Genomic DNA, 23,286 nt, shown 5'->3' on the forward strand with positions numbered 1-23,286 from the left:
GGGTATCCTATTGTTAACAAGGAGAGCAATCTTGCCACAGCCCATCGGGGCAATCCCGAGAAGCTTGTCTGAGGCGTTTAACAGCGGTTTTGGGGCCGCTGCCGTTCAGAAAAAGCGGCCGGAACCTTGTGACAGAGGCTCGACTGCCAGCGCAACGGCGCGGGTTCAGGATTTCGACTGCTTGGGTCGGGTCCGAAAAATCAGAAAACGGGCGCTTGCAAAGTTGAATCCAAGCCCGGCCAGACTCCCCACGGCAACGCCCCACATGGCAAAGCCGGGAAGTTCGGGGAAGTGGTGAACAAAGCCCACGTAGGCGCTGTAGTTGACTGCGCCGCCCACACTCATTGTGCCCAGGTAAGCCAGGTATTCGGCCACCAGCGTCCTGCCTTGCCGCCCCGTGGGGGCGAAGGTCTGGCGCCGGTTGAAGGCCCAGGTGCTGGTGGCGGCGCACAAAAAGGACAAGACCCGCCCGCCATACAGGCCCAGCCAGGGAACAGCCAACCACAGCACCCCCATGTCGACCAGCAAGCCCAGCACCCCCGAGACCCCGAACCAGAACAGTTGATGGATCACGGAACGTGGCGGGGCGGTCGATGCGCCGGTTTCGGCTGTCATGGTCCTCAACCCGCCGTCTGCAGCGCCAGGCCGGCGTGTTCGCGCAGCGGGTGGAAATGGATCTTCGGGAAGCGCTCCTGGGCCAGGCGCACGTCATAGGGCGAGGTGCACAGGTAGGCCAGGGTGTTGGCTGCGTCGTGGGCCAGGCGCAGCGGGTAGGCGTCGGTGAAGGCCTTCAGTTCGGCGGGTGTGTCGGCGGTGATCCAGCGGGCGCTGGTGTACTGGCTGCTTTCCAGTCGCACGTCGGCGTCGTACTCGGTCTTGAGGCGGTGCTGCACCACTTCAAACTGCAGCTGGCCCACGGCGCCCAGCAGCATGGCCCCGCCCATGTCGGGCTTGAAGACCTGGATGGCGCCTTCTTCACCCAGCTGCGCCAGGCCTTGCTGCAACTGCTTGGTGCGCAGCGGGTTCTTGAGGATCACGTTCATGAACAGCTCGGGCGCAAAGAAGGGCAGGCCGGTGAACTGCAGGCTGGCGCCGTCGGTGATGGTGTCGCCCAGTTGCACGCCACCGTGGGTGGTGAAGCCGATGATGTCGCCGGCATAGGCCTCGTCCACCGCCTCTCGACGCTGCGACAGAAAGGTCACCACGCTGGTGGGCCGCAGTTCCTTGGCCGTGCGCTGCACGCGCAGCTTCATGCCCGGCGTGTACTTGCCCGAGGCCATGCGCACAAAGGCGATGCGGTCGCGGTGGTTGGCGTCCATGTTGGCCTGCACCTTGAACACGACGCCCGAAAACGCCTCGTCCTCGGGCTGGATCACCTTTTCGACCGGCTGGCGGTTCACGATCACCGTGCTCTTGCGCGATTGCGGGGGCGGGGCCAGATCGACCAGGGCGTCGAGCACCTCCATCACGCCGAAGTTGTTCACCCCCGAGCCGAAGAACACCGGGGTCTGCTTGCCCGCCAGGAAGGCGTCGTGGTCGTAGCTGGGCGAGGCGCCAGTGGCCAGCTCCATGGCTTCCACCGCGGCCTCAAACTCGCTGCCGAAACGCTGGACCAGGGTGCCGCGCTCGGACAGCGGGATGGATTCGAAGTCATGCGGCAGGCGTTCGCTGCCGGCCTCGAACACCGTCATGGCCTGGGTGCGCAGGTTGATGATGCCGGCAAAGCTCTTGCCCTGGCCCACCGGCCAGGTCATGGGCACGCAGGGCATGCCCAGCTCGCGCTCCACCTCGTCGAGGATGTCCAGCGGCTCGCGCACTTCGCGGTCCATCTTGTTGACGAAGGTGAGGATGGGGGTGTCACGCTGACGGCACACCTCGATCAGCCGGCGGGTTTGCGATTCCACGCCGTTGGCGGCATCGATCACCATCAAGGCCGAGTCGACGGCGGTCAGCACCCGGTAGGTGTCTTCCGAGAAGTCCTTGTGGCCGGGGGTGTCGAGCAGGTTGATCACATGATCGCGGTACAGCATCTGCATCACCGACGAGGCCACCGAGATGCCGCGCTGCTTTTCGATCTCCATCCAGTCCGAGGTGGCGTGGCGGCTGGCCTTGCGCGCCTTCACCGAGCCGGCGATCTGGATCGCGCCCGAGAACAGCAGCAGCTTTTCAGTCAGCGTGGTCTTGCCCGCGTCCGGGTGGGAAATGATCGCGAAAGTGCGACGGCGGCGGGTTTCTTCGAGAAAGCTCAAGGTCTTTGTCCGAGTGAGGCAGAGGGTTGTCGTGGCCTGGCCGGCAAGCGCTCAGGGCTGGCCGACAGCCGCCAGGGGCGGCGGATCCAAGTTGGGAGCCAAGGGCGGTGGCCTGAGCCTGGCCCGTGGGTGCCGATTTTACCGGCTTGGCCCGGACAGTCGTCGAAAGAGGCACTCTTGTGTCCATGTGTTGCGAGCCACAAGTGTTTGAAAATCCCGCACGCGAAACGGCTGCCATCGCCAAGAATCCGAGCTAGACCAGGATTGACGATGACCACTGCAGCCCTCTTTTCCCAAAATCACCTGAACTTCGACACCAAGGGCCTGGGTGCCGCACCTGACGGATGCACGCTGGCCCAGCTCAAGGACCTGCAATGGCGCATTCTTGACGACGAGGTGAGCCTGCCGGTGGCCGTGCTGCGCGAAAGCTGCATCGAGCACAACCTGCGCTGGATGAAGACCTTCATGGCCCGCTATGGGGTCAAGCTGGCACCGCACGGCAAGACCACCATGAGCCCGGCACTGTTCCATCGGCAACTGGAGCACGGCGCCTGGGGCATCACGCTGGCGACGGCCTCGCAGGTCAACGCCGCCTACCGCCATGGTGTGCACCGCATCCTGATGGCCAACCAACTGGTGGGGCGCGGCAACATGGCGCTGATCGCGCGCATCCAGGCGCAAGACCCGGATTTCAGCTTTTGCTGCATTGTCGATTCGGCGGCCAACATCGATGCGCTGGGGCATTTCTTCACCGAGGTGGGGCAACGCCTGCGGGTGCTGATCGAGTACGGCGTTCCGGGTGGCCGCACCGGGGTGCGCGATGCCGCCCAGGAGGCCGAATGCCTGGCCGCCCTGGCCCGCTGGCCCCGCGCCCTGGCCCTGGTCGGGGTGGAGGTCTACGAAGGGGTGTTGCAGCAGACGGACGCAATCCGGGGCTTTTTGCAGCAGGTGCTGGAGCGCACGCGGGCACTGGCGGCCGAGCAGCGCTTTGCCGAAGACACGGTGCTGCTGTCGGGTGCCGGCTCGGCCTGGTTTGACGTGGTGGCCGAGGTGTTTTCGGGGCAGGACCTGGGCTGCACGCTGGACGTGGTGCTGCGCCCGGGTTGCTACCTGACCCACGACGTGGGCATTTACCGCGCCGCCGAGCGCCGCATTCGGGCCGACAACCCGGTGGCGCGCGAGATGGGGCAAAGCCTGTTGCCGGCCCTGCAGCTGTGTGCCCATGTGCAGTCCTTGCCGGAGCCCGGGCGCGCCATCATCGCGCTGGGCAAGCGCGACGCGGCCTTCGATGCCGGCCTGCCCACCGTGAGCCTGCAGGCCCGGCCGGGCGGCTTTGCCGGGGTGCGACCCGCCCCCGAGGATTGGGTGCTGACCGCGATGATGGATCAGCACGCCTTCATGAGCGTGCCCGAGGGCGCCGACCTGCGGGTGGGCGACATCCTGATCTTCGACATCTCCCACCCCTGCCTGACCTTCGACAAATGGCGTCAGCTGCTGCTGGTGGACGAGCACTACCAGGTGCTGAGCGCCGTCGAGACCCTGTTCTGACGCCCAGGCCCTGACCCGCTGCCAACGTGCCTGAGCGCAACGCGGGACCTGCATGCCAGGCCGCGCTGGGTCGGCACGTCGACGCCGCCTTGCGGAGGGCGCCCATTGAACCGTTTGAAACGCTTGCCCCAAGAAACAACAACCAAGGAGACCCTGTGCCTGCTGTCGCCAACCCGTCTTTGCTGCTCTATGCGCTCATCGCCATCGTGGCGCTGGTGCTGCTGATTGCACGCTACCGCATCAATCCCTTCATCGTGCTGACCCTGGTCTCCCTGGGGCTGGCCCTGGTGGCCGGCATGCCGGCCAAGGACATCATGGCGGCCTACGAGACCGGCGTCGGCAAAACCCTGGGGCACATTGCCCTGGTGGTGGCCCTGGGCACCATGCTGGGCAAGATGATGGCCGAGTCCGGCGGTGCCGACCGCATCGCGCTCACGCTGATCGACCGCTTTGGTGAGCGCAATGCGCATTGGGCCATGGTCTGCATCGCGTTTGTCTGTGGGCTGCCCCTGTTCTTCGAGGTGGGCTTTGTGCTGCTGATCCCGATCGCCTTCACGGTGGCCCGGCGCACAGGGGTGTCCATGCTGATGGTGGGGCTGCCCATGGTGGCGGGCCTGTCGGTGGTGCACGGCCTGGTGCCGCCTCACCCGGCGGCCATGATGGCGGTGGGCGCCTATGGTGCCGAAGTGGGCAAGACGGTGGCCTACGCGATCCTGGTCGGTGTGCCCACCGCCATCATCGCCGGCCCGCTGTTCGCCAAGTTCATCGCTCCGCGCATCGTGCTGCCCAGCCACAACCCGATGGCCGACCAGTTCACCGACCGCGACGCCGGGGCCCGCTCGCTGCCGGGTTTCGGCATCACCATGTTCACCGTGCTGCTGCCGGTGGCGCTGATGCTGCTGGGCGGTTGGGCCCCGGTGCTGGCGCCGGCCGGCACCCCACTGAGCGGCTTTCTGCTGTTCATCGGCAATTCGGTGATCGCCTTGCTGATTGCCACCGTGGTCAGTTTCTGGACCCTGGGTCTGGCGCGCGGCTTTTCACGCGAAGACGTGCTCAAGTTCTCGCAGGAATGCCTGGCGCCGACGGCGGGCATCACCTTGCTGGTGGGGGCGGGTGGGGGCCTCAACCGCATCCTGGTGGATTCGGGCGTGACCACGCAGATCGTGGCCCTGTCGGCGGCCTTCCAGCTGTCGCCCCTGCTGCTGGGCTGGCTGCTGGCCGCCTTGATGCGTGTGGCCACCGGTTCGGCCACCGTGGCCATGACCACCTCGGCCGGCATCGTGGCGCCGATCGCGCTGGCCATGCACTACCCCCACCCTGAATTGCTGGTGCTGGCCACCGGTGCCGGCTCGCTGATCCTGTCGCACGTCAACGACGGCGGCTTCTGGCTGATCAAGGAATACTTCAACATGAGTGTGGGGCAGACCCTGAAGACCTGGACGGTGCTCGAGACCTTGATCTCGGTGGTGGCGTTTGGCCTGGTGTGGGCCCTGGCTGGGGTGCTGTGATGGAGGCCCTCGACACGCTGATCCGCCACGCCACGGTTTACGACGGCACGGGCCGCCCGGGCGAGTTGGCCGATGTGGGGGTGGACTCCGCCGGCCGGCTGTGCCTGTTCCGAGGCGACGAGCCCCGTCCCGCCGCCCGGGTCGAGTTCGATGCCCAGGGCCTGGCGCTGGCGCCCGGCTTCATCGACGTGCACACCCACGATGACACCGTGGTGATCCGCCAGCCCGAGATGCTGCCCAAGATCAGCCAGGGCGTGACCACGGTGGTGGTGGGCAATTGCGGCATCAGCGCATCGCCGGTGCGCCTGCGCGGCAGCGCGCCCGACCCCATGAACCTGCTGGGGCCGGATTCGGCCTTCCGCTACCCGCGCTTTGCCGATTACCGGCAGGCCATCGAGGCGGCGCAGCCGGCGGTCAATGTAGCCGCCCTGATTGGGCACACGGCCTTGCGCAGCAACCACCTGGATGACCTGGACCGGGCGGCCCGCCCGGCTGAAATCGAGGCCATGCGGCTGGAGCTGGCCGACAGCCTGGCGGCCGGGGCCCTGGGCTTGAGCACAGGCCTGGCCTATGCCTCGGCCTTTGCCGCCAGCACCGACGAGCTCAAGCGTCTGGTGGCCGAGGTGGCGGCCCATGGCGCCCTCTACACCACCCATTTGCGCAGCGAGTTCGAGCCCATCCTGGCGGCGTTGGACGAGGCCTTTGACGTGGCCCGCCACGGGCCCAGCCCCCTGATCGTGTCGCACCTCAAGTGCGCGGGCGCCCGCAACTGGGGGCGCAGCACCGAAGTGCTGGCCGCCATGGACGGCGCCGCCCGCCTGCAGCCCGTGGGTTGCGACTGCTACCCCTATGCCGCCAGTTCGTCCACGCTTGACCTCAAGCAGGTGACCGACGAGTTCGACATCTTCATCACCTGGTCCACGCCCCACCCCGACATGGCCGGGCAGACCCTGGCCTCGATCGCTCGGACCTGGCAGGTCGGCCTGCTGGAGGCGGCGCGTCGGCTGCAGCCTGCGGGCGCGGTGTACCACGGCATGAACGAGGGCGATGTGCGTCGCATCCTGTCGCACCCGATGTCCATGGTGGGTTCGGATGGACTGCCCGAAGACCCCCATCCGCATCCACGGCTGTGGGGGGCCTTTCCCCGGGTGCTGGGCCACTACGCCCGCGAGCAGGGCTTGTTTGCCTTGCCGGAAGCGCTGCGCAAAATGACCGGCCTGTCGGCGGCCCGCTATGGCCTGGATCAGCGCGGGCGCCTTTTGCCGGGGTATTGGGCCGACCTGGTGCTGTTCAACCCCCTCACGGTGCGAGACACCGCCACCTTCGACGACCCCCAGCAGCGTGCCGCGGGCATCGAGGCGGTGTGGGTCAACGGCGTGCTGTCGTACCGCCAGGGGCAGGCGACCGGCGCCCGCGCCGGTCGCTTCCTGCCACGCTCGTCCGATCTGCCCGCCCGTTTTGCTGCCGCACCGCAGCGGCTTGAGGCCCAGGCCTGACAAGCCGCTCAGCAGCCCCCAACCAGAGCTTCACAGCGCTTGACAGCGCGTCATTGAATTCAAGAAAGAAGGAGTTTTCTCATGTCCGATATCCAGCGTTATGGCGTCGCCGATGGCACAGGCGGCCAGAAGATGCCGTTTGCACGCGCTGCCCAAGCTGACGGGTGGTTGTTTGTGTCGGGCCAGACCCCGATGCGCGATGGCGAGGTGATCGACGGCGGCATCGTGGCCCAGTCGCACCAGGCCATCCGCAATGTGCTGGCGGTGCTGGCCGAGGCCGGCTATGGCCCTGAGCATGTGGTGCGCTGCGGTGTCTGGCTGGACGACCCACGTGATTTCGCCTCGTTCAACCGGGTGTTCATGAGCTATTTTGGCGAGCACCCGCCGGCGCGCGCCTGCGTGGTGTCCCCCATGGTCATCGACTGCCGGGTTGAGGTGGACTGCGTGGCCTACCGCCGGCCCACAGCGGTCTGAGCAGGGGTCTGGCGCCATGAGTTCCCATTTTCCGGCCGCTGCCAGCGCCGGGCCCGTGCATATCGTGTCGCTGGGCGAGTGCATGATCGAGTTCGGGGGGGCAGCCCCTGATGCGTCGCTACGGGGGGGACACCCTGAACACGGCGATCTACCTGGCGCGGCTGTTGCAGGGCTGGCCCGCCGAGGTGCATTACGCCACCGCGCTGGGCGACGACCCGCTGAGTGAGGGCTTGCTGAGCCAGTGGCAGGACGAGGGGCTGTTCACCGAGCGGGTGGCCCGCCTGCCCGGGCGCATGCCAGGCCTGTACCTGATCGAGACCGATGCCGGCGGGGAGCGCCGGTTCTTTTACTGGCGCAACGACAGCGCTGCCCGTCACTACTTCAGTGGCGAGCTCGATTTCGCCACCCTGCTGAATCCGGGCCAGATCGATGTGCTTTACCTGTCGGGCATCACGCTGGCGCTGTTTCCACCGGCGCGGCGCGAGGCCTTGTTCGAGGCCCTGGCCGCCTTCCGGCGCGCCGGCGGGCTGATCTGGTTTGACAACAACTTCAGGCCCACACTGTGGCGCGCAGACCAGGCCCGTGAGGCCCATGAGCGCGTGCTGGCCCTGGCCGATGTCGCTCTGCTGACGCTGGACGATGAAACTCTGCTGTACGGGCCGCACCCTGCCCAGCAGACGGTACAGCGCAGTCTGGGCCTGGGATGCCGCGAAGTGGTGGTCAAGCAAGGGGCCCGCCCCTGTGTGGTGGCCACCGAAGCCGGCCAATGGCATGTGCCGACCCAGCCGGTGGCTCGGGTGGTCGACACCAGTGCCGCAGGCGACTCCTTTGCGGCGGGTTATCTGGCGGGGCGCTTGCGCGGGGCTTCGATCCCGGAGGCTGCGGCCCTGGCGCACCGGGTCTCGGGCGCGGTGATCGGCTGGCCCGGGGCCATCATCCCGCGAGAGGCCATGCCGGCGCTGTAGTCGGGACGGGGCGGGATGGCTCCGATGGGCATCCGATAGGCGTCTGGTTGAGGCCGATTCGGGGGCATTGGGTGACAAACGGCGTTTTGCAACTAAAATGCCGCCATCCGAGGAGCGTTGCAGCGCCCCCAGCACAGCGGGGCGTGAGGCTCGGACCATCTACGCAACGACGCTCATCCACTTCCCGTGCGATGAGTCTTTTTCGCCCCGGCAAGTGGTTTTTTCAAACATGTTTTGGAGCAAACCATGAACGCACGCAGCACCCCCGCACTCAACGCCGATTGCGCGATCACCGACATCGGCCTGGCCGATTGGGGCCGCAAGGAAATCAAGATCGCCGAGACCGAAATGCCCGGTCTGATGGCCATCCGTGACGAGTTCAAGGCCCAGCAGCCGCTCAAGGGCGCCCGCATCACCGGCTCGCTGCACATGACGATCCAGACCGCGGTGCTGATCGAAACCCTGCAGTCCCTGGGCGCCACCGTGCGTTGGGCGTCGTGCAACATCTTCTCGACGCAGGACCACGCTGCCGCCGCCATCGCCGCCTCGGGCACCCCGGTGTTCGCCATCAAGGGTGAAAGCCTGACCGACTACTGGGATTACACCCACCGCATCTTCGATTTCGGCGCTGCCGGCACCGAAGGCGAAGGCCCCAACATGATCCTGGACGACGGGGGTGACGCCACGCTGCTGATGCACCTGGGCAAGCGTGCCGAGACCGATCCGTCCCTGCTGGCCAACCCGACCAGCGAAGAAGAAACCTGCCTGTTCGCCGCCATCAAGGCCAAGCTGGCCCAAGACCCGACCTGGTACAGCCGCAAAAGCGCCCACATCATCGGCGTGACCGAAGAAACCACCACCGGCGTGCACCGCCTGAAGGAAATGTCGGCCAAGGGCAGCCTGATGTTCCGTGCCATCAATGTGAACGACTCGGTGACCAAGAGCAAGTTCGACAACCTGTACGGCTGCCGCGAGTCGCTGGTGGACGGCATCAAGCGCGCCACCGACGTGATGATCGCCGGCAAGGTCGCCTGCGTGGCCGGCTACGGCGATGTGGGCAAGGGCAGTGCCCAGGCCCTGCGCGCCCTGTCGGCCCAGGTGTGGGTCACTGAAATCGACCCCATCAACGCGCTGCAGGCCGCGATGGAAGGCTACAAGGTCGTGACCATGGACTACGCCGCCGACAAGTGCGACATCTTCGTCACCTGCACCGGCAACAAGCACGTCATCACGCACGACCACATGGCCAAGATGAAGGACCAGGCCATCGTCTGCAACATCGGCCACTTCGACAACGAGATCGACATCGCCTCGGTCGAGAAGTACGAATGGGAAGAGATCAAGCCCCAGGTCGATCACATCATCTTCCCGGACGGCAAGAAGATCATCATGCTGGCCAAGGGCCGCCTGGTGAACCTGGGCTGCGCCACCGGTCACCCCAGCTTCGTGATGAGCTCCAGCTTTGCCAACCAGACCATCGCCCAGATCGAACTGTTCACGCACAGCGATTTCTACGAAAGCGGCAAGGTCTATGTGCTGCCCAAGCACCTCGACGAAAAGGTGGCCCGCCTGCACCTGAAGAAGGTCGGCGCCATGCTGTCCGAGCTGACCGACGAGCAGGCCGCCTACATCGGCGTGCCCAAGCAAGGCCCTTACAAGCCCGATACCTACCGCTATTGATCGGTCCGTGATCGATCTGTGATCGGAGGATGCCGCCAGCCCCGGCTCGGGGCCGTGGCATTCTTGCGATGGGGCCTGCCCGGCTTTTTGGGCGGGCAGGGCGGGCGGCCCTGGCCCACGGTGTTTCATTTTTAAGGATTTCATGCGAGCTGATCAGTTGTTGGTGGAGCGCGGCCTGGCCGTTTCCCGGTCGCAGGCCTCGCGCCTCATCGCGGCGGGCGTCCAATGGCGCCCCAGCGAGGCCTCGCCCTGGGTGGCGGTGCTGAAGAACGGCCAGGAGCTGCCCGACAGCGCCCTGATCGAGCTGGTCGACACCGCCGAGGCGCGTTACGTGTCGCGCGGCGGTCTGAAGCTGGAAGGCGCCCTGCAAGCCACCGGCCTGTCGGTGGCTGGCAAGCTGTGCCTGGACGTGGGCCAATCCACCGGTGGCTTCACCGACTGCCTGCTGCAGGCCGGCGCCGCCCATGTGGTGGGCGTCGATGTGGGCCAAGGGCAGTTGTACGAGCGCCTGCGCTTCGACGAGCGCGTCACCTGCATCGAGCAGGTCAATGCCCGCCACCTGACCACGCTGGAGCTGATGGAGCACTGCGAGGGGCTGGAAAGCCCGCGCGGCCCGTTTGATGGCCAGTTCGACTTCATCACGGGTGACCTGTCCTTCATCTCGCTGACCCTGGTGCTGCCGGCGCTGATGCCCATGCTGGGCGTGGGTGGCGAGCTGCTCATGCTGGTCAAGCCGCAGTTTGAACTGCAACCCGGCCAGGTGGGCAAAGGCGGCATCGTGCGCGACCCGGCGCTGTTCGCCGTGGTCGAGAAGCGCCTGCGCGACGCGTGTCAGGAACTGGGGCTGCAGGTGCTGGCCTGGTTGGACAGCCCGATCAGCGGCGGCGATGGCAACCGCGAATTCTTCATTCACTCAAGGAGGGCGGCATGAGCGCGTCCACATCCAGTGCAGCGGGCTCGGCCCTGCTGCCGGTCAGTTTCGAGTTCTTTCCCCCCAAGACGCCCGAAGGGGCGGCCAAGCTGCGCACCGTGCGTCAGGCGCTCTACAGCCGCCGGCCTGAGTTCTGCTCGGTCACCTACGGGGCGGGTGGTTCCACGCAAGAAGGCACTTTTGCCACCGTGCGCGAGATCCTGTCTGAGGGCTGCAGCGCGGCCTCCCATTTCTCGTGCATCGGCGCCACACGGGCCTCGGTGCGCGAACAACTGGCCACTCTGAAGGCCATGGGCGTGAAGCGCCTGGTGGCGCTGCGGGGCGACCTGCCCAGCGGCTACGGTGCGGGTGGCGAATTCCAATATGCCAGCGATCTGGTGGCCTTCATCCGCGCCGAGACGGGACACGACTTCCACATCGAAGTGGCGGCCTACCCCGAGGTGCACCCCCAGGCCCGTTCGCCCGAGGCCGACCTGCAGGCCTATGCGGCCAAGGTGCGTGCCGGTGCGGATGCGGCCATCACCCAGTACTTCTACAACGCCGATGCCTACTTCCGCTTTGTCGACGAAAGCCGCAAGCTGGGCCTGCAGGTGCCGGTGGTGCCGGGCATCATGCCCATCACCAGTTCGACCCAGCTGATGCGTTTCTCGGACGCCTGTGGCGCCGAGATCCCGCGCTGGATCCGCCTGCGTCTGCAAGGGTTTGGCGACGATGTGGAGTCGATCAAGGCTTTCGGTCTGGATGTCGTGACCCGACTGTGCGAGCAACTGCGCCAGGGCGGAGCCCCGGCGCTGCACTTCTACACCATGAACCAGAGCGTCAGCACCCTGGCCTTGCTGGATCGGCTGGGCCTGGTGGCCGATGCGGCGCCTGCAGCGCGCTGAACCCATGGGGGTGCCGGGCTGGCTGCGCGGGCTGACGTTGGTGGTGGCGCTGGTCGCTCACCCGTTGTCGGCCTGGGCGGCCCAGCCTGGTTTTGCCGGGGTGGAGCTGCCGCTGGCCACTCGGCTGGAGGCTGCAGGCAGCTCATCGGAGGAGGAGCCGGACGAGCCGCCCGGCGACCCTTTGAGCACCTTGATGGCACCCGATGAGGTGTATTTCGAGCGCGGTGGCGCATCGTGGTACGGCATCGAGCTGCACCGCCGTCGCACCGCCAGCGGTGAGCGTTTCAACATGAACGCCATGACCGCCGCGCACCGCACCCTGCCCTTTGGCAGCCGGGTGTGCGTGCGCAACCTCAACAACGGCAAAGAGGTGCTGGTGCGCATCAACGACCGCGGGCCCCACACCATGGGGCGCATCATCGACGTGAGCCGTGCGGCGGCCATCGCCCTCGATCTGATGGGCGTGGGCATCAAGGAAGTGGCGCTGTCGCTGCCGGTGGTGACCGGTCTGCCCTGCGGCAACTGAGGCCCCGCAGGGCCTTCGGTGGGGCGAGGAGGGCTCAGCCCCCGCTGTCCAGCGTGAAGCCCGCACCCCGGTCCTGGCCCATCAGCTCCACCATCTGCGGCAGGGAATCCTTGAGAATGGCCTTGAGCGTGAAGGGCGGGTTGATCAGGAACATGCCGCTGGCCGGCAGCCCGGAGCCGGCCTTGCCCGATTTCACCGTCAGCGTGGCGTGCAGCCAGGCCTTGCCGGCCTTGTTGGCCATGGTCTTCAGGCGCTTGGGCAGGTCGTGCGCCTCGGGGCGCGGGATGATCGGGTACCAGACCGCATAGGTGCCGGTGGCAAAGCGCTTCAGGCAATCGGCGATCAGGTCCTGCACCCGCAGGTAGTCGGTCTTGATCTCGTAGCTGGGGTCGCACAGCAGCAGGGCGCGCCGTGCCGGCGGCGGCAGAAACTTCTTCACGCCCTCAAACCCGTCTTCACGCAGCACCGCCACCTGGCGGCCGGCTTCCAACTGGGCGATGTTGCCGTCCAGCGAACGGGCATCGGTGGGGTGCAACTCGAACACCTTCAGGCGGTCGTGGCTGCGCAGCAGGCGCTGGATGATGAAGGGCGAGCCCGGGTACACCTTGAGCGAGTTGCCGCTGTTGAAGGAGCGGATCTGGTCCAGGTAGCTTTGCAGCGCCGGGGTGAGGGGTTTGGCGGCGGCTTCGGGCGCTGGTTTGGCTGCAGCCTGCTTGACGGCCAGGGCCGTGTTCTGGGCCGAGAAGGGGCCGTCGACGAGGCAGCGGATGCCGGTGTCGGCTTCACCGCTGGTGCTGGCGTAATCACCGTCCAGTCTGTAAAGACCCGCGCCCCCATGGGTGTCGATCACGGTCAGGGCCGCGTCTTTCTCGGTCATGTATTGGAGCGCGGACACCAGCACGGTGTGCTTGAGCACATCGGCGTGGTTGCCCGCATGGAAGGCGTGGCGGTAACTGAACATGGCGCCAATGGTAACGGCCCAGGCCCGGAACCGGGGCTTGAACGGCGGCCTCGCACCGGGTATCTGAAGAAATCCCACCCCAAAATTTCGACGATCGGCGCGAAATTTGCCCGTTTTGGCCGTTCGTCGGACAAATTAAGGACAATTGGCGGTGCGAGCATGTCCATGCCTGCCGCAGACCGCGCAGGGGAGTCCTTCCCCACCGTCGCGGCAGCGCAGCCCCGCCCAGACCCATTTCCGCCATGTCTTCACCCGTTCCGCCCGAACGCTCCGCTCAGGGGCCCAGCCATGCCGACGCCCTGCCGGCGGGCACGCGGCTGGCCGAGTTCGACATCGAGGGCCTGCTCGGCGTCGGCGGATTCGGGCTGGTCTACAAGGCTTTTGATCGCTCTCTCCAGCGCTCGGTGGCGATCAAGGAGTACCTGCCGGGTGCCCTGGTCGGTCGGGGGCAGGGGCTGTCGGTGGCGCTGCGCTCGCCCCATGAGGCGCCGGCTTTCCAGCGCGGGCTGCAAGGCTTTCTGAACGAGGCGCGCTTGCTGGCCTCGTTCGACCACCCCTCCCTGGTCAAGGTGTTCCGTTTCTGGGAGACCCATGGCACCGCCTACATGGTGATGCCGCTCTACCAGGGCATGACCTTGCAACAGGCGCGCTCCCAGATGCGTGGGCCGCCGCCCGAGGCCTGGTTGCGCAAGGTGATCGGGGGGCTGCTGGGGGCTTTGCAGTGCCTGCACGAGCACCAGACCTTGCACCGGGATGTGTCGCCCGACAACATCTTTTTGCAGGACATCGGCCCACCGGTGCTGCTCGACCTGGGCGCGGCACGCCGGGCCCTGGCCGGCCAGGGGCACCAGCACACGGCCATCCTCAAGGTGCATTACGCGCCGATCGAGCAGTATGCCGACACCGAAGACATGCAGCCCGGGCCCTGGTCCGACCTGTACTCGCTGGCCGCCGTGGTGTACGACTGCCTGTGCGGCCAGGCGCCGACCCCGGCCACCTTCCGCATCATCAAGGACCGCATGCAGCCCTTCCACGAGGTGGCCCGCGTGTTGACGACCGAGTTCGGCCTGCGCTATTCGGCTCCTTTTCTGGACGGTTTGAGTCAGGCGCTGGAGATCCGGCCCGAAATGCGGCCCGCCAGCACACGGGCCCTGGCTGAGTGCATGCAACTGAACCCCGATGACGAGAACCTGGGCCGCTTCGACTGGCGCAAGGAGCTCGGGGACCTCTGGTTGCCAGCGGCCCGTGCCGACGGTGTGTTGGCGCGGACCGAGCCCGAGGCCGTCACTCAGCGCTTGCCGGAACGGGGGCTGCCGGGCGAGGTGACCGTGGACATGGCCAACGAGGCGCCTGCCCATGGGGCCGCCTCCGTGCCCGCCGTCCCTGATGCAGGCGGGCCTGCGCCGACGCTGGATCTGTCGATCGACCCGGTGCGCCAGGCCCCCGTTCGCCAACCCGTGGTCTGGTCACGGCGGCTTGGATGGGGCGGGGCGGCCCTGGCCCTGGTGTTGACCGGCGGTGTTGGCTGGTGGGGCTGGCGGTCGCACGAGGCGGAGCCTGTGGCCCCTGTGGTGGAGAGGGCCCCGGGCCAGGGGTTTGAAGAGGTCTTGCCGTCGCCGCCAGCGGCCCCCATGGCCCCTGTCGTGTCTGGTGCACAGGGGCGCCCGGCCGGCTCAGCCACTTCCGCCACATCTGCCAGTACCGCTGGTTCGACCTCGCCGCCTGCCGCGCAGGCTCCGGCCAGCCACCCGGGGAGGGCTGCCGCGGCACCAACACCTTCAGCAACGGCGCGCCTGAAGCGCAACGAGCCCGTCCCCAAAACCGCTGAAACGGGCTCTGCGACAGAGGCCGCCCCCCGTGGCGCCGCCCCCTTGGCAGATAAAAATCACCAAAACGGTGCGCTTTTGTGTGGCGATGTTGGCATCCTGCTGCGCACACTGTGCATGCACCGCGAATGTGCCAAGCCCAACAACACCGATACCCAGGCCTGCGTGGACTACCGGCGCGGCATGCAGGAGCGCGCGCGGCGCCCGGACACCCTGTGATGTCGCCTGCCGGCTGTCGCCCAGGGCTGGGCGGCGGCCTGAGCTTGGATACATTTCCTAGCTGAAAGCCGTTCAAGTGGGTGTAACGGTTTTCATATGGTCACTATTTGACCTTCAGGATGGCCCGCCAATTGCTTGTCACTAAATTGAAACGGTCTGTTTCATTCGTGTGCTGACAACAGAATGTCAACAGACCCCACCCCTGAGTTTGCGATCGTCAGGTGGCCCATGCAGGCCACCGAGCGGGGGAGCATGGAGCCGCTGCGATGGCACAGGGATGCCCAGGTAGTCACCGGGTCTGATTGATTTTCATGGCGTGCTGTTTTTTAAACCTCTGGAGAAAAACTTGAAAAAATCTCTTCTGTCGATGTTGGCGCTGGCGGCTGTGGCCGGTGGCGCGCAGGCGCAAAGCTCGGTTCAGGTCATGGGCCTGATGGACGGCTTTGCGGGTTCCATTCGCATGGCTGGTGACTCTGGCGCCACCAAGCAAGTGGGCAGCGGTGGCATGACCACCTCGTGGGTCGGCTTCAAGGGCACCGAAGACCTGGGCGGCGGCCTCAAGGCCAACTTTGCGCTGACTTCGTTCATGCGCATCAACTCGGGCACCCCGGGCCGTTTCACGGGCGACAACTTCTTCTCGCGTGACGCCAACCTGGGCCTGTCGGGCGATTTCGGTGCCGTCACCATCGGCCGCGGTCTGGCACCCAACTTCCTGCCCACCGTCATCTTCAACCCCTTCGGTGACTCCTTCACCTTCTCGCCCCTGGTGCTGCACGCCAACGTGGGCCTGTTCAACGGCACGGGCTGGACGGCCACCACGCCGTCGGACACCGGTTGGTCCAACGAAATCATCTACAGCACGCCCAAGTTCGGCGGCCTGTCGGGCAACGTGCACTACCAGTTCAGCAACCTGGCTGACACGGGTGGCAACTCGGGCAAGAAGAACGTCGGCGCCAACGCCCTCTACTTCAACGGCCCCTTGGCACTGACTGCGTTCTACGAACGTGACCAGTTGAACAACCCCACCGTCACCACCTTCAGCCCGCTCAACACCAAGACCGACTGGATGCTGGGTGGCTCGTACGACTTCTCGGTGGCCAAGGCTTTCCTGACCTACGGCCAGGCCAACAACGACCTGACCCCCAAGGCCAAGACCACCTCCATCGGCGCTTCCGCTCCGGTGGGGGCCGGCAAGTTCCTGGCCGCCTATGCCCAGACCAAGATCGACGGTGGCGCCTCGCGCAAGACCGCCAGCTTGGGTTACGACTACTTCCTGTCCAAGCGCACCGATGTCTATGCGGTGTACATGAATGACAAGATCACCGCCAAGTCGACTGGCAACAGCTTCGGCGTCGGTATCCGCCATTCTTTCTGATGGTTTGAGCGAGCGAGTTTCTCCCCAATTCAACGCAGCCTTCGGGCTGCGTTTTTTTATGGGGTGCTCTGAGCGGCCTCGGCGGCTGCGCTGACCAGCCGGAACTCCCGGCCTGGCCCGGGCAGTGGCTCCAGTTGCCAACGGTGGTCATGGAAGGCGGCCAGCGCCGGTCGGTGGGCAATCGACACCAGGCCTCCGCCACGGCGTTGGGTGAGTGCCAGCAGTCGCTGGTAGATCAGTTGTTCGCTGGCTTCGTCCAGGGCGCTGGTGGCTTCGTCGGCCATCACCCAGGCGGGCTGTTTCAGGAACACCCGGGCCAGGGCCAGTCTTTGCTGCTCGCCGCCGGAGAGTTTCTGGCTCCAGGCGTCTTCCTGGTCCAGTGCGTCACCCAGGTGGGGCAGCAAGGCCTGCGCCAGGGCCTCGCGCAACTGAGCGTCGTCATAGCGGCTGGCCACCTCGGGGTAGGCCAGGGCATCGCGCAGGCGGCCGTTGGGAAGGTAGGGCTTCTGGGGGATGAACATCACATCGGCCGGCTGGGTGATCGAGCCCTGGGCATAGGGCCACAAGCCCGCCAGCGCACGGAACAGCGACGATTTGCCGCTGCCCGAGGGGCCTTGCAGCAGCACCCGAGCCCCCGTCGCGACCTGGGCGGAACTGGCGGCCAGCAGAGGGGCACCGTCGGGCAGCGTCAGGCTCAGCCTGTCGACGCGCAGGCCTTCCCCGGTCTGCGTTGTGAGGCCCTGGGTTGGTGCCTCCTGGGCATTCAGGTTTTCTTCAAAGCTGGCCAGCCGCTCGGTGGTGGCCCGCCAGCCGGCCAGGGAGTCGTAGTTGTCTACCAGCCAGCTCAGCGAACCCTGCACCCGGTCAAAGGCCGAGGCAATCTGCATCAGCTCACCCAACTGGATGGCGCCGCTGAAGAAACGGGGCGCCGCGACGATGAAGGGGAACACCACGGCCGCCTGGCCGAAGAAGGTGGTGAACCAGATCAGCCGCTTCTGGGCCCGCATCAGGTCCAGGGTGTTGCGCATGACGTGTGAGAAACGCAGGTCCAGTTGCTGGTTCTCCACCGCAGCGCCGCGGTCCAGCGCGATGGATTCGCTGTACTCGCGCACCCGTCCCATGTGGCTGCGGAAGTCGGCCTCCAGCTTCTGCTGCCCGAAGTTCAAGGCGATCAGGGGCCGGCCGATGTAGTGCGTGGCCACGCTGCCCGCCACGCAATACAGCACCGCCATCCAGACCATGAAGCCCGGTATGCTGTAGTCGCTGCCCTGCCACGAGAACCCGAAGCTGCCCGACAGCCCCCACAGAATGCCCACGAAACTGGCCAGCGTGACCGCGGCATTGAGCAGGCCCATGCTGAGCGAGATCGAGGCCGAGGTGAACAGGTTCACGTCTTCCTGGATGCGCTGATCGGGGTTGTCGGGCGAGGTTGCGCCTTGGGCATGCGCGCGGGCAAAGCGGCTCAGCTCCAGCCGGTAGAACAGGTGCTGGCCCAGCCAGCGCTGCAGGTAGTGCCGGGTCATCCAACGCCGCCACTGCAACTCCAGCCATTGGGTGAGGTAGAACTTGTAGACCGCGATCACGATGTAGACCGCCGCCAGCACGGCGAAGCGCCCCAGCTGCTGCCAGAACACGTCGGCCTGCTTGTTCTGCAGTGCATCGTAGAAGACCCGGTTCCACTCATTGATCTGCACCAGCATGAACACCGCAGCCAGGTTCAGGCCCACGATGGCGGCCAGCAGGCCACGCGCCTTCCAGCGCTCCTCGGACTTGAAATAGGGCAGGGACAAGGCCCAGACGCGGGCGGTGACGGCGCTGAAGGATTTCAGTTGCTGGAGCATGGGCGCTGGGCTTGGCGGGATGGGGCTGTGATCTGAGCGCAGCAGGGATCAGGGCTTGGCAGCGCCCGTGTCGGCCTTGCTGCTGGCTTCGGCCTTCTCTTTCTGGGCGCGCACTTCGCGTGCGTAGGCGCGGATTTCCTCGAAACTCACCTTGCCGTCGTGGTTGGCATCGGCGGCGTCAAAGGCCTTGGCCAGCTTGGGGAACAAGGCCACCTCGCCGCGCGACAGGTAGCCGTCGCCGTTGAAATCGAGCATGCGGAACTGGCGGGCCGCCAGGGCTTCGCCCTCGCTGGGTTGCTCGTCCGAGGGTTGGGCGGTGGTTGTGGTTTCGGCGCTGGCGCCCAGCGGGCCCAGGCACAACATCAAGCCCAGGCAAGCGGGGGCCCAGGTGGATTTCAAAGCTGCGGCCAGAGCGCGCAAACGGTCAGTAGAACTCATGCTGATCCTTTCGTCGGGGACAGATGGTGGCACAGGGCACGGACTTCAACGCCTGAAGCCTCGCCATGGCGGCCGGTTTTTCGCAGTGTTACGCGGCCTTTACAGAGGCTTCACCCCGCGGGGCGCCGGCGTTCAGGCGGCGGGCGGTGGGTTGGACACACCGCTGTTGACATGCCCGGCGGGCACATGGCGCGCCGCCGAATTGACGTGGCCTGTCTGGTCGTCAAAGAAGAAGTCGGGCTCGAACTCGCGCAGAAACCCGCCTTTTTCGAGCCCGCCGAGAAACATGGCCTCGTCCACCGCGATGTTCCAGTCCATCAGCGTGCGGATGGCGCGCTCGTGCGCCGGGGCGCTGCGGGCCGTGACCAGGGCGGTGCGGATGCGCATGTGCGCCGTGCCCGCTTGCTGCAGGTGGTGCAGCGCGGCCAGCAGGGGTTTGAACGGGCCGTCGGGCAGCGGGTGGCTGGCCTTGCTGCGCTCGTGCTGCTGAAAGGCATCCAGCCCGTGGCTCTGAAAGACACGCTCGGCCTCGTCCGAGAACAGCACCGCGTCACCGTCAAAGGCGATGCGCACCTCGGTCGGGTGGCTGTTGCTGGCCTGCACCGACTCGGTCAGCACCCGGGCCGCCGGAAACCCCATGGCCAGCGCCTGGCGCACGTCGCTCTCGTTGGCCGACAGGAACAGGTGCGCCCCCAGCGGCCGCAGGTAGCAAAACGGATCACGCCCTTGCGTGAACACGCCGCGCTGCATCGGAATGCCGCCAGCCTGCGCCGAGCGGAAGATCCGCATCCCGCTGACCGGGTCATTGCGCGACAGCATCACCACCTCGACCAACTGGCGCCCCGGCTGGTTGAAGGCCAGCAGCTTCTGCACCAGCGAAAACGCCACCCCCGGCCGCGCGGGCTGATCCAGCCGCTCCAGCTGCAGCCGCATGTAGGCCTGGTCATCGCCCTGCTCGAAAATCCGGTTCTCTTCCTCGAAGTCGAACAGCGCCCGCGAAGAAATCGCCACCACCAATTGCCCCTCCAACGAAACCGGCATACCGAATCCTTACTTGACGAACTGGTTGAGCTGGATGATGGGCATCAGCACGGCCAGCACGATCAACATCACCATCAGGCCCATGCCCACGATCAGCAAGGGCTCAAGGATGGTGGCCAGTTGCATGGCGCGGCGCTGCACCTCGGTCGAGAGCTGCACCGCGGCGCGTTGCAGCATCACCGGCAACTGGCCCGTCTGCTCGCCCAGGCGGGCAAACATGGCCACCAGGCCCGGAAAGCGCTTTTTCTGCGCCAGGGCCGAGCCCAAGGGGGCCCCTTCGCGCACCAGCACCAGGGCGTCCAGGGCGTCGGCCCGCATGGCACGGTTGGACACGGTCTCGGCGGCGGCCTGCAGCGCGCGCAGGATGGGCACGCCGGCCGCGGCCAGCATGGCCAGGGTGCTGGCAAAGCGTGCCGCGTTGTAGCCGCGGCTGAGTTTACCCACCAGGGGCAGGCCGAGCCAGGCCGCGTCAAAGCGCAGGCGCCAGGCCTCGATCGTGAGCAGGTAGCGGCTCAGCCCGCCCAGCAGCACCAGCATCAGGCCGATCAGCCAGCCCCAGTGGCGCACCAGCTCGCTCACGCCCAGCATGATCTGGGTCAGCAAGGGCAGGGCGCGCTTGGTGCCGGCAAACACATTGGCCACCTGGGGCACCACGTAGCCCACCAAAAACAGCACGATGACCACCGCCACGCAGGTCACGATGGCCGGGTACAAGGCCGCGCCGATCAGCTTGCTGCGCAGGGCCTGGCGCTCTTCCAGGTCATCGGCCAGGCGCTCCAGCACCATGCCCAGGTGGCCGCTTTGCTCGCCGGCGGCGATCACGGCGGTGAAAATGTCCGAGAACTCGCCTGGGTGCTGCGCCAGGGCCCGGGCGAACGAGGCGCCGGCATTGACCTCGGCACGCAGGCTGGCCACCAGGTGGTGTTGCGACTCGCTGTCGGCCTCGTCGGCCATCGCGGTCAGGGCCCGCTCCAGCGGCAGGCCCGAGCTGACCAGGCCGGCCAGCTGGCGCGTCCAGATCGCCAGCGTGGTGGAACTGAACACGCGCTTGCCGAACAGGCCGCGCCGGTGCACCCCATCGGCATCGGCCTGGCTGCCCTTGACGGGCTCAACCGACAGCGGCACCAGGGATTGGGCCCGCAGCTGGCTGCGGGCGGCACGGGCCGTGTCGGCCTCGATCACGCCTTTGCGGGGCTGGCCTTGGGGGTCGACGGCTTCGAAGGAGTAGGCGGGCATGAAAATGGGCGCTCTGGAGGGTCAGGGCTGTCGCGCCTGGATGTGCAGTCGAAGCCAGGCAGCAAATTGGTCTTCGGTCAGGTCACCCCCAGCCAAGGCAAGCATGGCTGCGGTGGCTTCGGCCTGGGTGGCCGTGAGTTTGTAGCGGTTCAGGTAGAGAAACATACCGACGGCCAGGAAGGCGGCCCGCTTGTTGCCGTCCACAAAGGGATGGTTCTTGGCCAGGCCGGTTCCGTAGCTCGCCGCCAGGGCGGCCACATCGGGTTCACCATAGTGGGCCAGGTTGGGGGCCCGGGCCAGAGCCGAGTCCAGCAGGCCCTCGTCTCTCAAGCCACTGCCTCCGCCATGTTCCACGAGGCTTTCGTCGTGCAGAAGGATCAGGGCTTGCTTGCTGATCCAACGCCAGGTCGGGGCGGCGCTCACTTGGCCAACTGGTGAAAGGTGTCTCGGAATTCATGCATGAATTCCCGTCCGGCCTGAATCTCGTCTTCCAGTGTCGGGTCATAGGGCGTCAGGGTGTAGCCCGCCGGGGTTTCCGTCAGGAACACGCTTTCTCCCTTGCCCAATTTCAGACGGGCAAGCGCCTCCTTGGGCAGGATGACGCCCACGGAGTTTCCGATCTGGGTGAGTTTGAGCATGTGCATGGCAGTCCTTCGTTATAACGTTGGTTATATTAGTTGGCGACCCGTACTTGTCAACTCAATCCCGTGTCACCCGCAACACCTCTTCACGCGAGGTGATGCCGGCGGCGATCAGGCGTTCGCCGTCGTCGCGCATCAGCGTCATGCCCGAGGCCAGGGCGGCGTGGCGGATGTCGGCTTCGGCGGCCTGGCCGTGGATCTGGGCGCGGATGGCTTCGTCGGTCACCAGCAGTTCGAACACGCCGGTGCGGCCGGCGTAACCCGTGTGGCCGCAGTGTTCGCAACCGGCGCCGTGGCAATGGCTGCAGTATTTGCGCACCAGGCGCTGGGCCAGCACGCCCAGCAGCGAGGACGACAGCAGGAAGGGCTCGACCCCCATGTCGGTCAGGCGGGTGATGGCGCTGGCGGCATCGTTGGTGTGCAGGGTGGCCAGCACCAGGTGGCCGGTGAGCGAGGCCTGGATGGCGATCTGGGCGGTCTCGAAGTCGCGGATTTCGCCGATCATGATCACGTCCGGGTCTTGCCGCAGGATGGCGCGCAAGGCCTTGGCAAAGGTCAGGTCGATCTTGGCATTGACCTGGGTCTGGCCCACGCCGGCCAGCTCGTATTCGATGGGGTCTTCCACCGTCATGATGTTGCTCTGCGTGGCGTCCAGCCGTTGCAGGCCGGCGTACAGCGTGGTGGTCTTGCCCGAGCCGGTGGGCCCGGTCACCAGGATGATGCCGTGCGGCTGGCCGATCAGCTTCTCGAAGCGGGCCAGCACCTCGCCCTGCATGCCCACCGATTCGAGGCTGAGCTTGCTTTCGCTCTTGTCGAGCAGGCGCAGCACCGCGCGCTCGCCATGCGCGCTGGGCAGGGTGGACACGCGCACATCGATGGCGCGGGTGCCCAGGCGCAGGCTGATGCGGCCATCTTGCGGCAGGCGTTTTTCGGAGATGTCGAGGTCGGCCATGATCTTCAGGCGTGAGATCAGGGCCGCGTGCAGCGCCCGGTTGGGCGTGACCACCTCACGCAAGGTGCCGTCCACCCGGAAGCGCACGCTGGAGTGGCGTTCGTAGGGCTCGATGTGGATGTCGCTGGCGCCGTCGCGCGCGGCCTGGGTCAGCAAGGCATTGAGCATGCGGATGATGGGCGCATCGTCCGAGGTCTCCAGCAGGTCTTCCACCGCGGGCAGCTCTTGCATGATGCGCGACAGGTCGGCATCGGATTCGACCTCGCTGACCACGCTGGCGGCACTCGATTCGCCCTGGGCGTAGGCCGCCGAGATGCGCTGGGCCAGTGCCTGCGGCTCCAGCCTTTGCAAGGCGTGCACGGCATGGCGTCGCATCACCTCGGTGCAGGCTGCCTCGTCGGAGTTGCCGGAGCGCACCAGGGTGCAACGTTGGCCGTCGTCCTCCAGCAGCAGCTGGAAGGTGCGCGCAAAAGCGTAGGGCAAGGGGTAGCGCAT

Annotated in this window: 21 protein-coding genes and 1 riboswitch; of the genes, 11 read left to right on the forward strand and 10 right to left on the reverse strand. The window is 66.4% G+C overall.

The annotated features are described in order from the left end of the window. Positions 1-165: 165 nt before the first annotated feature. Together F624_RS0121555 and F624_RS0121560 are read right to left on the reverse strand one after the other, a co-directional pair. The gene (locus F624_RS0121555; RefSeq protein ID WP_019576432.1) at positions 166-615 is read right to left on the reverse strand and encodes a GtrA family protein; all 450 of its coding nucleotides are present in this window, start codon (positions 613-615) and stop codon (positions 166-168) included. A 5-nt stretch (positions 616-620) separates the two neighbouring features. Continuing rightward, positions 621-2,249 (reverse strand): peptide chain release factor 3, encoded by a 1,629-nt coding sequence (locus F624_RS0121560; protein WP_019576433.1) that lies wholly within the window; start codon positions 2,247-2,249, stop codon positions 621-623. 270 nt (positions 2,250-2,519) lie between these two features. On the opposite strand from F624_RS0121560, the gene F624_RS0121565 reads away from it, so the two are divergent. The 9 genes from F624_RS0121565 (at position 2,520) to F624_RS35915 (ending at position 12,261) form a co-directional block, all read left to right on the forward strand. Beyond that, a complete protein-coding gene (locus F624_RS0121565; protein ID WP_019576434.1) occupies positions 2,520-3,797 on the forward strand; it encodes an amino acid deaminase in 1,278 nt (425 codons plus the stop codon). 155 nt (positions 3,798-3,952) lie between these two features. Further along, positions 3,953-5,305 (forward strand): GntT/GntP/DsdX family permease, encoded by a 1,353-nt coding sequence (locus F624_RS0121570; RefSeq protein WP_019576435.1) that lies wholly within the window; start codon positions 3,953-3,955, stop codon positions 5,303-5,305. After that, positions 5,305-6,801 carry an N-acyl-D-amino-acid deacylase family protein gene (locus tag F624_RS0121575; RefSeq protein WP_031255798.1) on the forward strand — a complete coding sequence of 499 codons (1,497 nt, stop codon included), beginning with the start codon at positions 5,305-5,307 and terminating at the stop codon, positions 6,799-6,801. Before F624_RS0121570 ends, F624_RS0121575 begins: the two co-directional genes overlap by 1 nt. A gap of 90 nt (positions 6,802-6,891) precedes the next feature. Further along, entirely contained in the window at positions 6,892-7,275 is a 384-nt protein-coding gene (locus F624_RS0121580) for a RidA family protein (protein WP_031255799.1), read from the forward strand. A gap of 110 nt (positions 7,276-7,385) precedes the next feature. Continuing rightward, a complete protein-coding gene (locus F624_RS32710; RefSeq protein WP_019576438.1) occupies positions 7,386-8,240 on the forward strand; it encodes a sugar kinase in 855 nt (284 codons plus the stop codon). 103 nt (positions 8,241-8,343) lie between these two features. Continuing rightward, positions 8,344-8,422, forward strand: a riboswitch (S-adenosyl-L-homocysteine riboswitch). A gap of 64 nt (positions 8,423-8,486) precedes the next feature. Continuing rightward, positions 8,487-9,920: an adenosylhomocysteinase gene (gene ahcY, locus F624_RS0121590; protein ID WP_031255800.1), complete on the forward strand. Its 1,434-nt coding sequence runs from the start codon at positions 8,487-8,489 to the stop codon at positions 9,918-9,920. 142 nt (positions 9,921-10,062) lie between these two features. Further along, positions 10,063-10,851 carry a TlyA family RNA methyltransferase gene (locus F624_RS0121595; RefSeq protein WP_031255802.1) on the forward strand — a complete coding sequence of 263 codons (789 nt, stop codon included), beginning with the start codon at positions 10,063-10,065 and terminating at the stop codon, positions 10,849-10,851. Further along, positions 10,848-11,735: a methylenetetrahydrofolate reductase [NAD(P)H] gene (gene metF, locus F624_RS0121600; protein WP_019576441.1), complete on the forward strand. Its 888-nt coding sequence runs from the start codon at positions 10,848-10,850 to the stop codon at positions 11,733-11,735. The genes F624_RS0121595 and metF overlap by 4 nt, the downstream gene beginning before the upstream one ends. Then, positions 11,713-12,261 carry a septal ring lytic transglycosylase RlpA family protein gene (locus F624_RS35915; RefSeq protein ID WP_019576442.1) on the forward strand — a complete coding sequence of 183 codons (549 nt, stop codon included), beginning with the start codon at positions 11,713-11,715 and terminating at the stop codon, positions 12,259-12,261. The genes metF and F624_RS35915 overlap by 23 nt, the downstream gene beginning before the upstream one ends. 34 nt (positions 12,262-12,295) lie before the next feature. Here F624_RS35915 and F624_RS0121610 read toward each other — a convergent pair whose 3' ends face one another. Beyond that, a complete protein-coding gene (locus F624_RS0121610; protein ID WP_019576443.1) occupies positions 12,296-13,222 on the reverse strand; it encodes a 23S rRNA (adenine(2030)-N(6))-methyltransferase RlmJ in 927 nt (308 codons plus the stop codon). Positions 13,223-13,464: 242 nt separating this feature from the next. Between F624_RS0121610 and F624_RS0121615 the strand changes: the two genes are divergently transcribed. Together F624_RS0121615 and F624_RS0121625 are read left to right on the forward strand one after the other, a co-directional pair. Further along, positions 13,465-15,267, forward strand: coding sequence for a serine/threonine protein kinase (locus tag F624_RS0121615; RefSeq protein ID WP_019576444.1), 1,803 nt, complete (start codon positions 13,465-13,467; stop codon positions 15,265-15,267). Between the two features lie 346 nt (positions 15,268-15,613). Beyond that, positions 15,614-16,642 carry a porin gene (locus F624_RS0121625; protein WP_031255807.1) on the forward strand — a complete coding sequence of 343 codons (1,029 nt, stop codon included), beginning with the start codon at positions 15,614-15,616 and terminating at the stop codon, positions 16,640-16,642. A gap of 56 nt (positions 16,643-16,698) precedes the next feature. Here F624_RS0121625 and F624_RS0121630 read toward each other — a convergent pair whose 3' ends face one another. From F624_RS0121630 to F624_RS0121660, 7 genes are all read right to left on the reverse strand, one after another. Continuing rightward, positions 16,699-18,483: an ABC transporter ATP-binding protein/permease gene (locus F624_RS0121630; protein WP_019576447.1), complete on the reverse strand. Its 1,785-nt coding sequence runs from the start codon at positions 18,481-18,483 to the stop codon at positions 16,699-16,701. Positions 18,484-18,531: 48 nt separating this feature from the next. Continuing rightward, positions 18,532-18,921 (reverse strand): EF-hand domain-containing protein, encoded by a 390-nt coding sequence (locus tag F624_RS0121635; RefSeq protein WP_245573695.1) that lies wholly within the window; start codon positions 18,919-18,921, stop codon positions 18,532-18,534. 132 nt (positions 18,922-19,053) lie between these two features. Beyond that, positions 19,054-19,962 (reverse strand): 5'-nucleotidase, encoded by a 909-nt coding sequence (locus F624_RS0121640; protein ID WP_031255809.1) that lies wholly within the window; start codon positions 19,960-19,962, stop codon positions 19,054-19,056. 9 nt (positions 19,963-19,971) lie between these two features. After that, a complete protein-coding gene (gene gspF, locus F624_RS0121645; protein ID WP_019576450.1) occupies positions 19,972-21,198 on the reverse strand; it encodes a type II secretion system inner membrane protein GspF in 1,227 nt (408 codons plus the stop codon). 21 nt (positions 21,199-21,219) lie between these two features. Next, entirely contained in the window at positions 21,220-21,621 is a 402-nt protein-coding gene (locus tag F624_RS0121650) for a type II toxin-antitoxin system death-on-curing family toxin (RefSeq protein ID WP_019576451.1), read from the reverse strand. Beyond that, positions 21,618-21,842 (reverse strand): AbrB/MazE/SpoVT family DNA-binding domain-containing protein, encoded by a 225-nt coding sequence (locus F624_RS0121655; protein WP_031255811.1) that lies wholly within the window; start codon positions 21,840-21,842, stop codon positions 21,618-21,620. The genes F624_RS0121650 and F624_RS0121655 overlap by 4 nt, the downstream gene beginning before the upstream one ends. A 55-nt stretch (positions 21,843-21,897) precedes the next feature. After that, positions 21,898-23,286 carry a GspE/PulE family protein gene (locus tag F624_RS0121660; RefSeq protein ID WP_019576453.1) on the reverse strand — a complete coding sequence of 463 codons (1,389 nt, stop codon included), beginning with the start codon at positions 23,284-23,286 and terminating at the stop codon, positions 21,898-21,900.

Source organism: Curvibacter lanceolatus ATCC 14669, assembly GCF_000381265.1.
Taxonomy (GTDB): domain Bacteria; phylum Pseudomonadota; class Gammaproteobacteria; order Burkholderiales; family Burkholderiaceae_C; genus Curvibacter; species Curvibacter lanceolatus.

What these genes read in the sequence shown, in the direction of transcription:
- ahcY (WP_031255800.1), top strand. Translation starts at nt 8,487, where the DNA reads ATGAACGCACGCAGCACCCCCGCACTCAACGCCGATTGCGCGATCACC.
- F624_RS0121595 (WP_031255802.1), top strand. Translation starts at nt 10,063, where the DNA reads ATGCGAGCTGATCAGTTGTTGGTGGAGCGCGGCCTGGCCGTTTCCCGG.
- F624_RS0121615 (WP_019576444.1), top strand. Translation starts at nt 13,465, where the DNA reads ATGTCTTCACCCGTTCCGCCCGAACGCTCCGCTCAGGGGCCCAGCCAT.
- F624_RS0121655 (WP_031255811.1), bottom strand. Translation starts at nt 21,842, where the DNA reads ATGCACATGCTCAAACTCACCCAGATCGGAAACTCCGTGGGCGTCATC.
- F624_RS0121635 (WP_245573695.1), bottom strand. Translation starts at nt 18,921, where the DNA reads ATGAGTTCTACTGACCGTTTGCGCGCTCTGGCCGCAGCTTTGAAATCC.
- gspF (WP_019576450.1), bottom strand. Translation starts at nt 21,198, where the DNA reads ATGCCCGCCTACTCCTTCGAAGCCGTCGACCCCCAAGGCCAGCCCCGC.
- F624_RS0121565 (WP_019576434.1), top strand. Translation starts at nt 2,520, where the DNA reads ATGACCACTGCAGCCCTCTTTTCCCAAAATCACCTGAACTTCGACACC.
- F624_RS35915 (WP_019576442.1), top strand. Translation starts at nt 11,713, where the DNA reads ATGCGGCGCCTGCAGCGCGCTGAACCCATGGGGGTGCCGGGCTGGCTG.
- F624_RS0121640 (WP_031255809.1), bottom strand. Translation starts at nt 19,962, where the DNA reads ATGCCGGTTTCGTTGGAGGGGCAATTGGTGGTGGCGATTTCTTCGCGG.
- F624_RS0121630 (WP_019576447.1), bottom strand. Translation starts at nt 18,483, where the DNA reads ATGCTCCAGCAACTGAAATCCTTCAGCGCCGTCACCGCCCGCGTCTGG.
- F624_RS0121610 (WP_019576443.1), bottom strand. Translation starts at nt 13,222, where the DNA reads ATGTTCAGTTACCGCCACGCCTTCCATGCGGGCAACCACGCCGATGTG.
- F624_RS32710 (WP_019576438.1), top strand. Translation starts at nt 7,386, where the DNA reads ATGCGTCGCTACGGGGGGGACACCCTGAACACGGCGATCTACCTGGCG.
- F624_RS0121555 (WP_019576432.1), bottom strand. Translation starts at nt 615, where the DNA reads ATGACAGCCGAAACCGGCGCATCGACCGCCCCGCCACGTTCCGTGATC.
- F624_RS0121660 (WP_019576453.1), bottom strand. Translation starts at nt 23,286, where the DNA reads ATGCGCTACCCCTTGCCCTACGCTTTTGCGCGCACCTTCCAGCTGCTG.
- metF (WP_019576441.1), top strand. Translation starts at nt 10,848, where the DNA reads ATGAGCGCGTCCACATCCAGTGCAGCGGGCTCGGCCCTGCTGCCGGTC.
- F624_RS0121575 (WP_031255798.1), top strand. Translation starts at nt 5,305, where the DNA reads ATGGAGGCCCTCGACACGCTGATCCGCCACGCCACGGTTTACGACGGC.